A 16,028-nucleotide genomic window follows, 5' to 3' on the forward strand; every position below is an offset into this window, starting at 1 on the left:
AGATTATGAACAATAGCAGTGCCATGTTGGCACTGGGGGAAACAAAGAAAAATCAGAAGTCACTGGATAAGCAGCTGAAGAAATTAGCCAGTGGCATGAAAATTAACGGGGCTGATGATGGTGCTGCAGAATATTCCATTTCAGAGAGAATGCGGGTGCGTATCCGTGCTTTGGGGCAGAATGAGCAGAATGTGAAAACTGGCTATAACCTTTTAAGGGTGGCAGAAGGCGGTGTGCAGAGTCAGTTGGACATCATGCGCACCATCAAGCAAAAGGTCATAGATGCCTGCAATGACACGAACACAGACCTGGATCGGGAGACCATCCAAAAGGAAATCGACCACGGCTACCAGCAGATAGACGACATCGCTTATGACACCAACTATAACGGCAAAGTCCTGCTCTGCGGCGGCGATTATGTCAAGGAAAGCGTATACGCCTGGGAAATAAAGCCTGATGGCGAGCTGGTGGAGGGCAGCGACAGGCTGAACGTGATTCCTGACAATTACGATACCTTAGACGAATTGACCGGCCCCTTCGACATCTTCAGCAGATGGAAGCAGACAAACAACTGGACTACTTCTGCCCCCATTGAGTTAAGTACCAGGAACTCCACCGACGGCACCCCGGACACTATAAAAGGCACATTCGATTACACCAATGTAAACGAGATGGACGACAAAGGCATCATATTGCGCACATATGATGCAAACGGTATTGTCAGCTATTCTGCATTCGTCTTCAGCAGGGATGCCTCTGATAGCTACGAACAATACCAAAACTACGGGATTCCCAACAAGGTGGATATCAGCAGCTGCACGACCGTAGAACAAGCAGTGCAAGCCATGGCAACAGCCATCAACAGCAAGAATCTGACCAATGCCTCAGCCAGCGGAAAGACCTTGATTCTGGAGTCCAAGAACCACAGCACTGTGGGCAACGACTCCTTTCTATCCTCCTACACCATGTATGAGCGTGTCCCCCGTGCCAGCGCTGCGGCTACGGGCTTGATTACCTCTGCCAATTTCAGCGGTGGTGTCAATAGGCGCGGCATCCCAGGTGACCCTGACTCCGGATACGAAGACGGGACTCCTGCCACCTACACCATCAGTAATGTCGGTGCCGCAACCAACGGCTCCGGCTTTGTTATACACGGCGACAGGGACATTTATATCCGTCTGGTGGAAGGCAGTGGTCTGCAAGCCGAGGGCAGCCGCCCTGCTCGCAATATGGATGCCGACAGCGACCTGGAAACAGACAATGTATTCCTGCTTGGCAAGGATTCAAACATCAGCTCCTTTTACCTCAGCGACAGCAGAGGTTACGGTTCCCGCATAACTCTTTCCATGTCAAACGGCACCATCACCTTGACCGCCAGCGGGATCAGCCCCACCGGCTATGCTTCCGGCAATAACTATACCGTAACGGATGGTTTCGATGCAGACAACTTGTCTTACACGGGAGTAAAAGGTGCAGCCATCACCAACCTCTCCAACACCCCTTACAGCGGGGATCCAGCCAAGGCAGTGCTTGATGCTTCCGCCTATAATATTTCCAGCACCACCAAACCTGATGATATAGGGGAACAGCTGGAAAACTTCATCGCCGGGCTGGCAGGTACAACGGACAAGATGCTCTATTACGGGCGCTACAGTACATTCTTTGAATTTGTAGACTCCGGCTCCCAGAACGGCATGGCGGGACTGACTAAAGCATACGCCTACTCATCGATAAAAACAATCGACCTGAACAGCATGCGCAGTGCGGTGCTGAACGAGGGCAAAACCATCTCTGAGGCATTCGCCAATTTGATGCAGACATCTACCCAGCCATACAATTACTACCTAACCTCCTATCTGGAAAAGGACGACAGCGGTGCAGTCACTGGCATCAGCTTTTCGGACAACATGTACACCGACTCCAACATCGGTAATCTCATGACCAAATCCGAAGCCACCTTGGGCTATTATGAGCTGGACTTCTCCGGGGTGGACTGCTCCGACCCGGCCAATCTCCACGAGACAGGCTTCCGCTTCTACTGTGCCACTGATAAGCTGCAGTGGTACAATATCATGCTTTATAATGGCGTCGAGGATATTCCTGAGGAGCGTCCGAAAAGCGGCACGGAAACTGAGGACATCACCACCATCCGCGTGGACATTGCCGGCGATGTTTCCAATGTGACCAATCCTTCTGAACTGGTGGATGTCATTTACAATAAGGCTGACGCAGACCTTAAAGAACTGAACCATTATTACCGCCTGGCAAGAATGCCGGATAGCACCCATCTGGTTCTCTATGACCCCCGTCGCACAGATGTCCTCACCAATACAAGCGATTACCCCTTCCACAACGAGAAGGGGGCCAAGATCGCCGACGGTGCCTACGATAATGTCATCCTGTCCCGCCGGAACGTAATGGAAAACCGTTTCGTCATCCAAGACACGGACAAGAGTAGCATGCACACCATCATTCACCTGCCCCGGACCACCATCGACCATGTTCTGGGCTATAAAGTAGGCAGCGGCAGTCCCGAGGACTATACCGTGACAGATGCAGAGATGCGCCAGCATATGCTGGGCACCTACACCAAGGGCGTATGTGACCGCGCCATCGATTATCTTCTGGATGCCCAAACGCTTTTGGGAGCGCAAGCGCAACGCTTAGAAGCCACTCGCGGCAATATTATCATCGCTGCCGAAAACGAGCAGGCCAGTGAATCTGTTATCCGTGATGCGGATATGGCGAAGGAAATGACCGGCTATGCCAAGGCCAACATCCTGAGCCAGACGGCGCAAAGCATGCTGGCTCAGGCTAACCAGACCAGTTCCAGCGTATTGGGACTTTTGCAGTAGCAGAATCTGTAGAAAAAAGCTTTCTTACCCATATGGAGTGTCAATTAGGAATTGCGGGATGAAGCAGGCAAAACCACAAATAAAAGCTATTGTTCTTTTATGCTTTATGTGGTACAATGAACTCATCAAAAGAGTTGAATACAGTCAAGACGCTGTAACACAAAACAGAAAGGCCCCCGAACAGGCGTAGGAACCTGCCGGGGGTCTTCTGCTTTGCCATAACCTAGTAGGAGTCGGCTATAGCTGGGTTAACGGTTGCCGCGACGGAAGAACCGCTCGTAAATGTAGTTCGCCAGCAAGCCAGCTAGTACACTTACCATAAAAGAGTTAAATACGTCTATCAAAACGGGTAACACCTCCCTCCCCGTCTGATTGCCGGTTCAGGGCGCGACAGCTGTTATTATATCATATAGCTGCAAAATCGAGCAAAAAATATTTAAGTAAATAAAAAATCTACCGATAACATTATTAGGAAGGATGGCAAATCTGCATCGGGGAAGGTGCAGGCTTGCGTTTTATAAGGATATAGATTTTGGGGTTATAAACAAGGAGGTTGGCCATCATGGCTTTAGTAGTGAAGAACAATATGCAGGCAAAGAATACGCTGAACCAGCTTAATCGCAATGAAAAGGCCATGAGCAAGGGGCTGAAGAAGTTGGCTTCGGGTATGAAGATCAACAGCGCCGCTGATGACGCCTCAGGTCTGTCCATCGCGGAGAGAATGGATGTGCGCCTGCGCAGTCTGGAACAGGACAATGCCAATGTGCAGAACGGCGGCAGCATGTTGAAGGTAGCCGAGGGCGCAATGTCCAGCACGGTTGATATCCTCAAGACCATGAAGGAAAAGGTTATCAATGCTGCCAACGATACCAATAGCGATGCTGACCGGGCAATCATTCAGAAGGAAATCGATCAGGCCATTGACCAGATCGATGATAATGCCAATGCAACTTATAATGGCAAGTTGATGCTGGATGGTTCGTGTAATGATTTGGTTAAGCCAGGAGAAGACGGAAAGGGAACCTACACCCATTTGACTAATCAATCTTTTGTAGAAGGTACCACGGACAGGACTAGATTAACTAATCTTAAATCTGGTGTTGGTGAATCGTTAGGAATATTAGTCGGTGATACGATCACGGTTTCTTATGTAAAAGATGGTGAAACTCAGATAAAATCGTTTGAAGTTACAAAAAATATGCGCTTTGGTGATGTATTTGATTGGACACCGTGTAGTGAAGATATGACCATACAGGATTTTCCGGATGATCGTTCTAAGATAGGTGTGGACCAATTTGGCAATGATGTCTTTACGGCGGATCGAAAAGAAGCTATTACCTTTAGAGCAAAAAATGGTGGTGTAGATGGCCAAATTAGCGGACTGACGATATGTGTTTCTGATAATAAAGGGAATTTACGTAAGTCGGCGAATGCGGTGCTGGATAACTTCAATGAGACGATTCGTGCCCAAAATCCATCTCCGGATAATGCCTTAGTATTCCAAAGCGGGACGAAGGCTAATGATGCTATCAAGGTTGGCTTTTCGGATATGCGCTCGGTAGCGTTAGGATTGAAAACGCCTGACGGAAAGACTTTGAATATCTCTACGCAGGCTAATGCTAATGCGGCTATCAATGTAGTAGATACGGCACTGCAGAAGGTTTTGGATCTGCAGACCAAGATCGGTTCGGTAGAGAGCCGTTTGGATTATACTTCCAGTAATATCGTGGTATCTGCTGAGAATACGCAATCTTCCATGTCGGTAGTTCGGGATGCGGATATGGCCAAAGAAATGACCGCTTACACGAAGGATAATGTACTGTTGCAAGCATCCCAGTCCATGCTGGCACAGGCTAATCAGAACAGCAGCTCCGTATTGAGCTTGTTACAGTGATTGATTTATAGTATAATAGACGAGCCCTGTGCTTACGGAAGGGATGAACTTCTGTAAGCACAGGGCGTTTGTAGTAATTAGGATATTATAAATATTGAATTATTTAATTAAATTATTTCATACAATAGAATATATTAGTAGAAGATGTAAAGGATTGAAACTGCATTTTAATTTTTATGAATGGGGTGCTTTAAAATGCGCAGGGATAAGGAAATGAAACAAATTGCATTGCGTGTCAGCATTGCGCTGTCGGCAGGTGTGTTCAGCATGATGCCGGCAGTATCGGCGGCTCCGGTGTTGAATAAAGTAGTGAGTGGCGATGCGAAAGTGGATCAGGTTACCACTCCACAGGTAACGGATATCACGAGTGAAAAACTCAATAATGTCATTGACTGGAAGGATTTTTCTGTCTCTCAAGGGGAGACCGTACGTTTTGATGAGGGCAAAAAAGAGCATAATTATCTTAACATCGTATCGGGGGCAAATACTTCACAGATTGATGGTTCTATTCAAGGCGGTAAGGATGTTTATATCGTCAATCCGCATGGCGTGATTTTTGGCAATACGGCGTCTGTAGATGTGGGAAGTCTGCAGGTTTCTACGCGTCCAATTTCAGAGGCGGATTATACGAATATCAATGATAAGGCGGATATGCAGCCTTTGAAAAATACTGCATCTTCACTGGCTGGAGATGTGGTCAATATGGGCACGGTACAGGCGGAGACTGTTTTTATAGAAGGCAAGAACGTCAAATTTATGGACGTGTCCGAAATCCGGAAAAAGACGGAAAATGGCAGCGTAGTGAATAATGATGTTACGATCAATGCAGAAAATATCCGTCTGGGACAGCGTCCGAATACCAGTGGACTGCTTAAATCTGCGGCAAAATCAGCTGGTTCAGGTTCTTATACGTTGAATAGCAGTGCGAATATCAGCAGTTTTACATCTATTCATAATCAAACTGAACTAGCATCAATAAATAATAAACTTAATGGAGATTACGAATTAGCTAATAGTTTTAGTGTTTCAAACTATGTACCTATAGGTGGAAATAGTTATGGTGCTTTTACTGGAAAGTTTAATGGAAATTACTATACGATTTCTGGAATCTCAACTACGGGGCGTACTTATGCTGGATTGTTTGGCCGGACCAACGGTGCAACCATAACTAATGTTGGTGTAAAGAGCGGTAATGTTAGTGCAATGTATGCAGGTGGTATTGCTGGATATGCCGAAAATACAACTTTTAAGGATGTTTACAACGAAGGTGTATCAGTAAGCTTTGTATATGATGACAATGACAATGGAGCAGGTGGAGGCATTGTTGGTTATGCTTCAGGGAGTTCAATAACTTCTGCTTATAATACTGGAAACGTTATTTCGGATAGTTCTGCTGGTGGAATTTTAGGGTATTCCCATAAAACGACAATAGCTCAAACCTATAATACTGGATCAACAGAAAATGGGATAGTGGGGAGTTCATCGTCTACAGCAGGATCGTCGATTTCAAATTCTTATATAACTGGGAGTAAAGTTGCTAGTAGTTATTATAAAGGTGCAGGGGCTAAAGATGTTGTTAAGAATAGTAGTAATAAAGCATCAGATTATACAGGCCTTTCTGGTTTAGGTGATGGAGATGGCAAGGATACAGTTTGGCGTATTTATGAAGGATATACAAAGCCATTATTGGTCAATTTTTTGAAAGCTCATGGTACAGTAAATGTAAATTATGATTATGAGCAAGGTAACAATACGGGGAATAATGGTGGTGATGATCTTACTGTTATCTACAATCATAATAATATCAATATCAGCAATGTTACGTATACCGGTGCAGACAATATCAATAAAAACCTGATAACACAAGTGAGCACATCTGTTAATGGTAATGTGAAACTTGATTCGTCTAATAAGCCGTTAAAGCAGACAATTTTTTATACTGGCCAGCAGGGCTATTATCTGGTGGGCAATCATCTGACAATTAATCAGCGTACAGTTGATATCAGCTCTGATTTGGGCGATACCCATCATATCACCAAGGTATACGATGGCACGGCAGATGCCAGTAAAGCGGCAGGTTCGTTGTTCGAAAGCGTGGATTCTACCGGTATTATTCCCGGCGATGATACGGTTACGATTGATACCAGTGGCATAACGGCAAATTTCCTGGATTCCAAGACTGGTGAAAATGATGCCGCTGATGCAGGGGCGAATAAGGATGTAAAGATCAGCGGAACGCTCAATCTTAATAATAAGTCAGGATACTATAATTACAAGCTTTCCAATACGACAGTAACGCTGAAAGAGCAAACTATTCATGGCAACAGTATCACACAGAAGCCTATTGTCGTAAGTTTGAAAAACAGCACGGGAATCGACAAAGATTATGATGGCAAGACTACCGTGACGGGGGCAAGCTATATTCCTAGCGCTACGCAGATTATCTGGGGGGCAGGTGTGTCGACGACAACGGATAATTCTAATGCGCAGACTTTGACTTTAAGTTATGACAAAGATGCCAATTATGTCGATGCTAAGGATAAAGCTACCAAGATGGCCGGTACTTATACCAATCAGGTTAAGTACGGCGGAATCAAGATCAGCGGTGTCTCTAATAATGGCAAGAGCAAGAATTATAAGCTCGTTGATGCATCCGGCAAAACAATTTACAGTGAAGCAGTAGATGGTCTGACGGGGACGGGCGTCAATCAAAGTACCGGTGGTGCGCTTTATGGAAGTGGCAAGATTTCGCCGAAAAATATTGCCTCCACAGGCTTCTATTGGTACAAAGATGGTGAGAAGCAGACTGCTACCCGTGAGTATGACGGGAAGACCAGCTATACAGCACCCAAGACTTATACCGTCAGCAATGCCGGTTCAGATACGGGGATGATTGCCGGGGATAGTCTGACCTTTACGGTGCAGGGGGCAGATTTCGTTACGTCAGATACCGGCACATTGAATGCGAACAAAGAGCGTACGGCTGCGACCACCAAGAATGTGAAGGATGCCAAGGGCGTTCTTTACACGGTAAAAATTGCGGGTGAATCAGCCAGCAACTATACGTTGGATGGTGCGACTATCGATACCAATGGCACCAATACGGTGATCGGGCCGGGGACGATTACGCCACGCACGCTGAATGTGATAGCCAATTCCAGCAGTTATGTGGAAAAGATCTACGACGGTACAGATGTGGTGAAGGACAGCAAGGGGAATACCACGTTCAGTTTCCCTGGCTATCTGCAATATGCAGATCCTACGGATACGGCTCATCATTTGTTAGGCGATACGGATAAGTCGACGATCAGCATCACAGGGGTATACGTCAAGACTGGCAATGATGCGTCGGGCAAGGATGTCAACTACACTCAGTCCACTACGTCTGATGCCAATGCGGGTGAGACCGTGGTAAGTTACAGCCCGGCAGACAAGAACATCACCTACACGGCGAAAGTGCTGGAGAATGGGCAGGTGTCGGAGAACTATATCTTCAGCACCAGCAAAGACACCACTGCAACTTTTGCAGGCAAGGGGAGAATCAAGCCGGCCACGATTACGGGGGTTACTTTTGCGAAGGCGACCAAGACTTATGATGGCACGAAAGATGTGACGAATACAGTCAATACGTCGGCCCCATTGCTCACCAATGACCGCATCACAATCAATTCCGTTACTGGCAGCGTAAATAATGAAGCAATCAACACGATCTTTGATGTGGATTCCAGCGGTCAACTGGCGGAAGGTTCCCAGATATTGACGGGCAAGTATGGTACGCTTAGTGGCGGTGTATTCGAGGAGAATGAAAATGTACAGAGACCAGGGGGGAGCGTTGTCGATAACAAAGTTGCCTATACCGGTTTGGGGAATCTGCTGAAAACCCGCAACTATATCTTGGCTGATAGTATCAATACTGTGGTATATGGTGATGGCCGCATCAATCCGTTGGAAATCACAGATTCCAGCTGGATCAAATTAGACCGTAATGACAAAGCGATTACCAAGGTTTACGATGGCAACAACAATGTGGCCTATGGTACGGTGAAAGCAACGGACTATCTTACGGATAAGAAGGCCTATATCCAGCCGGATGATTCCGATAATAAAATAGATATAACGCTGGATGTGGCCGGTGCGACATATAAAACGCAGCATAGCGATAATTCGCAGGCACAGGATGTAACGTATAAGCTTTCCGTGTCGGAAACAGGCAACTATACGATTGCGAATTCGTTGAAACCTGATGGTTATGTATTGAAGACCATAACCAATGGTGGCAAGATTACTCCAAAGGCGATTACCATCACGGATGCTTTATTGGTGGATAACAATACGGACAGCACAGATGGCCAGATCACGAAGGTCTATGATGCTACGCCGAATATCAGTGAAAAAGGGGAAAGTCTGATTACCATCAATAATCAGCTGCTTACGGATATGGATTCCACGTATAAACCCACCAATGGGATTACGGCAGAATTCAACGATAAAGATGCTGGTTCCAAGACGGTGAATTATACGCTGAAACTGACCGGCGATAGCCATAATGACTACTATTTCCGTAATGCGGATAAGGATGCTGCCATTGATAAATGGACGAGTACTGGTACAATCCAAAAACGCACATTGAGCCTGAGCACGGCTGTTATTCCGCCAAAGATTTATGATACAAAATCAGATGTAAAAGCAGCAGAGATGCCGAAAAGAACGACGATTGATTTTGGCAAAGATTCCACGGATAACAAGGATAATAATGCGGTTGTCGCGCTTGATGGTTTTGTGGATTCCAGCTTGAAAGGTACCTATGGTTATGGCAGTAATGACACAGATTTTCAGGAAAATGGCGATGTTTACCGTGTGAATGGGACACCGTCGAACAAGGATGTGAAGTATAGTGGCGTTCTCGCTGCTTTGGGAGATAATGCGAAGAATTATGAAGTAGCAGATACTTTCTACGGCAAGGGAATCATCAAGCCGAGCACTATAACCCAAAATGATTTTGTCTTTGAGTTATACGATAACATTACGCAGGTTTATAGTGGCAGCAATATTGTCGGTGAATATGGCATGGATAAAGATGAGCGCGATAAATTCCAGCGGAAATGGATTGATAATACGAAGACTGGCATTAACACGCCGTCTGGCTTTGTCAATAATAGCAATACAAATTCACCGGCGTTTAAGTTCGAGATTAAATCTGCTGAGTTTGATACGGCTGATGTCGGGCCAGACAAGACCGTTACTTACACTATAGAAGTGAAGGATTCTGACTTGGGTAATTATGAATATACTGGCCCAGCTACCTTCTCGCTTAGTGACACCATTACCAGCGGCAGTATAACAGCCCGTCCAGTCACGGCCACGGTCGTCCATGATACCTTGACGAAGTATTATGATGGCGGTACTGACCTTTACAATGGCGATAACAAGGCTTTTTCCACGGATACGGCTACGGGGACGGTTTTGTCGAAAGGCGATATCATCAATCTCGACGGCCTGATCAAGGATAAGAATGGCAACGTTATCGGCGCAAATGCCAGCAAGGGCGAGTATGTTACGGCTGATGTTGGTGTGGGGAACAAGAGTATCGAGTACACGCCAGCCATCAGTGGGGCCGGCAATAACTACAAGATTGTCGATAGTAAAGGCCATGAACTGACGGATGGCAAGATCATTACCACGGAAAATACCATCAAGCCCTTCGGCGTATTGCTTACGGTCAGCTCCACTCCGGTTACCAAGGAATACGATGGCACGACGTCTGTAGCGGCGGATAAGGCCAGAGAAGCCCTGCAGCTGGGGACGAATTATGACGGCCTCACGAATGCAGATCTTAGCGGTATTACGGATGAAACGGGCGTCTACTACAATGCTGCGAACACCGAGGAAGACAGCAATGTGAATCCGGATGACGATCATAAGCCGGGCACGCATGTGGTGCGCTATACTGGTCTGGGCATCAGCAATAACAATTATTACCTGTCGGACGAAAACGGCAAGAAAATTACCGCTATCAATGGTACAGGGATTATCAAGCCGTATAAGCTGCAGGGAGATTATAAATTTGAGATTGGCGATATAACCAAGGAATATGACAAGAATACGAAGCTTGCTTATACCGGAGGTGACTACTATCGTGATTATTCCGAGGAGGCGGTCAAGAACTATCTGACTGCACCTAAGGTCGAGGCCAATGGCAAGGAAGTGCCGCTGGTTTTCTCGTTGGATTTGAATAAGACCAAGTATCAGGGCGATGGGGCCATTGGTTCCTATACCGCAGATCTTCGCCTGGGGATCAGCAATGAAAACTATAACTACAGCTTTGAAGATATTACCATCAATGAACAGTCGGCTGACGGTGGTCTGGAAAATAGTTCCTATTATTTCAATCTCACCAAGGACAATGCGACGATTACTCCGCGCAGAGTTTATGTGGCACTGGCTGATGAGCCGGTCATCACGAAAGTTTATGACGGCAATGATAAGGTCATAAATGATACGGTGGCGAAGGTTATCGTGCCGGATGCGGCATCTGATTTCCTGCAGGGGGATGATGTCTCTTTGGACAAGGATAAGATCAGTGCTGTATATGCCGATAAGAATGCAGGCATGAATAAAGATGTTACCTATTCTGTAGCTTTGCAAGGTGCAGATAAGGGCAATTATGTCCTGTACCTGAAAAATGATGGAACCGAACTGACAGCGGCCAATCCGCTGATGGGCAAGGGGGATATCACCAAGGCAAAACTGACGTTTGCTCCAGAAACCCTCGATAAGACCTATGACGGCAATGCAAATATTACTTTTACGGCGGATGACCTGCATTTGACGGGTATCACATACAAGGATGATAATGGTCAGACCGTGACGGAAAAAGTAGTTCTGACGGCAGATGCTTTTGCCAAGGTCAAAGGTGAATACGGCACAGGCAATAGCGCCAGCGATTTTACCGCAGATGGTAATGTCAAACGCAATGGGGATGCAGTAGTCAGCAAGGATATCCTTTATACCGGCTTGCAGGAAGCGTTGGCAGTCATGGCTGATGATGAAATTGCGAAGAACTACGAAATCGACAGTGATGAAGCGTTCTTTGCGTCTAAGGGTACTATCAAGCCGATCTTGTTAGATACGCTGAAAGCAAAGTGGCAGGCTGATACGGACAAAACCTATGATGCTACGCCGGATGTCCTGGAATCGGCAGGTTCCATGCAGCTGTTCACGACGGCAACACTTACCAATACGCCCATTGAAGTCAGCTACAAGGGCACAGATAGTGGTGTCTATGTGGACGATGCAGGAAATGCCATCAAGGATGTGGGCAACCATGGCCTCAAGTACACCGTGACGGAAGTGACGAAGAATCTGGGGAACTATCAGCTCACTGATGCAGCGGCAAAAAGTGCTGTACGTGACTGGCTCAGCACCACGGCAAGAGATAATATCGACGGCTTGGCGGTGACGGGTGAAATCACACCGTTGACGCTGAATGTGGTGGCGAAGGACGGTTTCCATAAGATTTATGATGGGACGACGGATATCGCTGACAGTGAGGTTACTGCAAGGATTGACCTTGACGAAACTGGCAAGGCTGTACTGCAGAAGGATAGTGACGATGTCAGCTATGAGGTTGCAGCTGCGTATGATACCAGTGATGCCAATGTGGCACCGGGCGTGATCAAGAATCTCAAGGATATCAACTACAGTCTGACGCTGAAGGGCAATACCAAGGGAAACTATATTCTGCAGGGCGCAGTCAACGATGCTGTAACGGGCAATGATGTCTATGCGAATACGGCCAAGCTCGGTGATATTGAACAGCGCAAGGTATATGTGGATGTAGTGGATGTGGATGGTATTGACAAAACTTATGATACCACCAGGGCGATGCCGAAAGATTATACCAGCGAAGGGCGATTTGCACTGCGTGCGACTGATGAGACAACTGGCATAGTCGATAACGAAGATGCGAAACTGGACTTTGCAGCCATTCAGGGTGAATACACAAGCGAGCATGTCCAGCTGGATGCAGATGGAAAACCTGCCGCGCAGCAGATTACATTCAATAATTTCCAGCTGACCGGTTCAGCCAATCTGGGTAATTATGTGGTGGAGACTGCTGAACTTACAGGCAGCGGTACCATCAGTCCGGCTCCTTTGACGGTGGCAATCAAGGCTGCTCCGACCAAGGTATACGATGGCGAATCTTCTTTTGTGGATTTGGATAATGTGGTTGGTGATACTTATACCGCCAACAAGAATCTGGAAGTGAACGGCTGGTTGCAGGATTCTGACAAGACCAGTGCCAACGTTCTGCTTTCCGACATCGGCTATGACGATGCAGAGGCTGGTATTAACAAGGGCTATGGCTATAAGGTCAGCCAGAGCAATACGGATTATGTGCTGACACAGGGTGAGAAGATGCCGTCTATCGAAGTCACGGATCACGGTCAAACTGGTACAGTTACAGCAAATGATGGCACCATCACTCCGCGGACTTTGACGATTGACAACATTTCGTCCATGACCAAGGAATATGATGGTACAGAAGCTGGCACAGCCAATGCTGAGGCGAACATCACTTTGGGCAACTATATCAATAAGGACAAGGATAATCTTGGCCTTACGGCAACTGCAGTTTATCATGGAGCCAATGCAGGAATTTCCGAGGACTCTGACGAACTAGAGAATCATAAAGTGACTTACACATTAAGCCTTAGCAATAAGAATTATCAGTTGGAAGACAGTGTCGTCGATGGTACAGGAACGATTTCTCGGAAGGGGCTGACTGTGGTAGCAACGCCGGTTACGGTCAACAATGGCGAGGCAATGCCGGAATTCAGCGGTACGGTGGAAGGTCTGGTGGACAAGGATAGCAGCCTTGCAGATCTCTATACCTTTGCCCCGCTGGCGACGACCACGACCAATATTCCGGGCAGCTTTAAGGTTTATGGCTGGTACAATGACCGCATAAGTGGGAATTTGGGTCTGAACTACACCTTCGTGCAGGATGCCGGCAATGAAACGGCGTTTACCGTCAATTATGTCAATACGAACAATGGCAATCCGGATACCAAGATCACGCCGAGCAGCGATGTCTACAATCAGATTTCCAAAGACATGAGCAGCGGCTTTGGTGACAATGGGGCTGCAGCGATTGAGTACCGTGACAAGAGCGGCAATGTGATTGCCACGGAAACAATCGATAGCGGTGAAATCCATGATAGCGGCACCATGAGCGATGCTAATGGCGATCTGACGAATCAGGACACGAAGCTGGCTAATATCGGCATAGTGGGCGGCGATATCGTCAATACCGAGGGCGCAGATGCCGCCAGCACGGCGGATATTCAGGTCAGCGGTGACGGTACGGTCATCAATCTGGAAGTCGTATCCGTGCAGAAGGAAGAAAATGAGGACAAAATCGAGGCTCAGGACAAGGAAAGTGAAATTGCCATTGAAAGTTCCGACAAGAAGGATGAGGATGAAATTGAGTTGAAAATAGAAGGCGAAGGAGTCAACGTAGCCTGAGTTTTCCCTATTGAAGGGGAGGCAGAGAAAGGGAGACAGCATGAAGAACCCCAGTAAAATACAAATTGCAGCAGGACTCATAGCCGCTGTTGTAACTTTCGGGGGAGGCGCGCAGGCCGCGCCTTCCCTCTCCCAGCCGGGGCAGGAGGTGAAACAGAACCTTCCCCGTCCTGAAGCGGAGGTGAAGGATATAACTCCGGAGAAACCGGCACCTGCCCCGCAGGTGGAATTCACCATCCAAAACTTCCGCCTTGAGGCCCCGGAACTGTATCTGGATAAGCAGGAACTCACGAAAATCCTGCAGGATGGCATGGGTGAGAATAAGACCATGACGCAGCTCAATGCTACGCTTTCGGCGCTCACCCGTTACTGCCGTCAGCATGGATATCCTGCGGCCGCAGCTTATGTTCCCGCGCAGGAAAGCCATGATGGAACAATCCTCATCAAGGTCATTCCCGGCCGTTATGGCGAGATCAAGATCGATAACCGCAGCCGGCTGAAAGATCGGGTGGCGAAGGGCTTTGTCAACAGTCTCAAGTCCGGGGATATCATCCGTACGGGCCGCTTGGAGACGACGCTTTATTCCATTTCGGATGTCAGCGGGACCAAGGCGGTAGGTGTGCTGAGTCCGGGCAAGGATTTTGGTACCAGCGACCTGACCGTGCGCATCGAGCGCGGCAAAGGAAGCAATACGGTGCTCTATGTGGAAAATTATGGCAGTCAGGATACCGGGCGTTATCGCTATGGCCTGCAGCACAATATCTATGATGTCAGCGGGAATGGCGATAAGATCTCTGTGGGCGGCTTGTTATCCAACCGTCATATGCACAATTACTATGCCAATTATGAGACTATTATTGGGCGTGGCGGTGCTACTTTAGGCTTTGGCTACAGCCGGATGGATTATGATACTGGTATCGGCAGCAATGGCATCTATGGGGTGGCGGAAACCGCCAGCCTGTTCGGCCATCGTTCGCTGTATCATCTGACCAACAGCGGCATGACAGTCCGTTATGGTTTTGATTACCGCAGGTTGAAGGATAAGAGCACGCAATTTTCCATTATGGATACGCGGAAACATTCGCAGGCCGGCTATCTGGCCTTGGAAGGGTTTGAACGCCGTAAAGGTTCGCTGATCAATTACAGCGCCAAGGTTACGACAGGTACATTGGCGATGGATTCTGAATGGGCGAAGACCATGGCCCAGCGTAATGGGACTGAGGGGCGCTACACCAAAGGTGAACTCAATATAACGGCAGTGGAACGTCTGGGGAACAGGGCCGATGTCCTCATCAAGGGCAGTGGTCAGATCACCAGCCGCAACCTTGATGGTTCCGAGCGCATGTATCTGGGCGGTGCCAATGGTGTAAGAGCTTATCCGCAGGGAGAAGGCGCTGGCGATGAAGGCGTGATGGGCACGGTGGAGACCAGATTCTATACCAAGGTTCCCGGTCTGGTGTTCAGCACTTATTTTGATATTGGTCATGTCTGGTATCATAATGATGGTTCGACTGATTGGCGGCGCAGTCTGGTCAATGGAAAAGTCGGGATTCCTTCTTCAGGAATGACACTGGCCGGTTATGGGGCAGCTTTGTCCTACACGAAGCCCAATGACTGGTTCGCAAGGCTCGACTATGCCCGCCGTATCGGTGGCGATTCCAATCTCAGCGAAAAAGCGCAGGCCAAAGGCCGGGCGTGGTTCATGTTAGGAAAAATTTGGTAAGGGTGGCAGGAGATTCCTCCTGCCGTCA

3 protein-coding genes and 2 pseudogenes are annotated in these 16,028 nt (G+C 47.6%); all 5 read left to right on the forward strand.

Annotated features, from left to right (window positions below; all coding sequences use genetic code 11):
* Nucleotides 1-5: 5 nt before the first annotated feature.
* Nucleotides 6-398: pseudogene (locus tag BLQ59_RS16585) on the forward strand (flagellin); the annotation flags it as partial.
* Nucleotides 399-2,609: 2,211 nt separating this feature from the next.
* A pseudogene (locus tag BLQ59_RS16590) lies at nt 2,610-2,855 on the forward strand (flagellin); the annotation flags it as partial.
* A 562-nt stretch (nt 2,856-3,417) separates the two neighbouring features.
* Complete coding sequence (locus BLQ59_RS06660) at nt 3,418-4,749, forward strand: flagellin N-terminal helical domain-containing protein (protein WP_074572103.1); 1,332 nt, start codon at nt 3,418-3,420, stop codon at nt 4,747-4,749.
* Between the two features lie 213 nt (nt 4,750-4,962).
* Complete coding sequence (locus tag BLQ59_RS06665; RefSeq protein ID WP_176756745.1) at nt 4,963-14,277, forward strand: YDG domain-containing protein; 9,315 nt, start codon at nt 4,963-4,965, stop codon at nt 14,275-14,277.
* Between the two features lie 40 nt (nt 14,278-14,317).
* Complete coding sequence (locus BLQ59_RS06670) at nt 14,318-16,000, forward strand: ShlB/FhaC/HecB family hemolysin secretion/activation protein (protein WP_074572105.1); 1,683 nt, start codon at nt 14,318-14,320, stop codon at nt 15,998-16,000.
* Nucleotides 16,001-16,028: the final 28 nt, after the last annotated feature.

It is taken from the genome of Pseudoselenomonas ruminantium (assembly GCF_900104055.1).
Taxonomy (GTDB): Bacteria; Bacillota; Negativicutes; order Selenomonadales; family Selenomonadaceae; genus Selenomonas_A; species Selenomonas_A ruminantium_C.

Coding starts and splice junctions, on each gene's coding strand:
- BLQ59_RS06660 (WP_074572103.1), top strand. CDS start 3,418: ATGGCTTTAGTAGTGAAGAACAATATGCAGGCAAAGAATACGCTGAAC.
- BLQ59_RS06665 (WP_176756745.1), top strand. CDS start 4,963: ATGAAACAAATTGCATTGCGTGTCAGCATTGCGCTGTCGGCAGGTGTG.
- BLQ59_RS06670 (WP_074572105.1), top strand. CDS start 14,318: ATGAAGAACCCCAGTAAAATACAAATTGCAGCAGGACTCATAGCCGCT.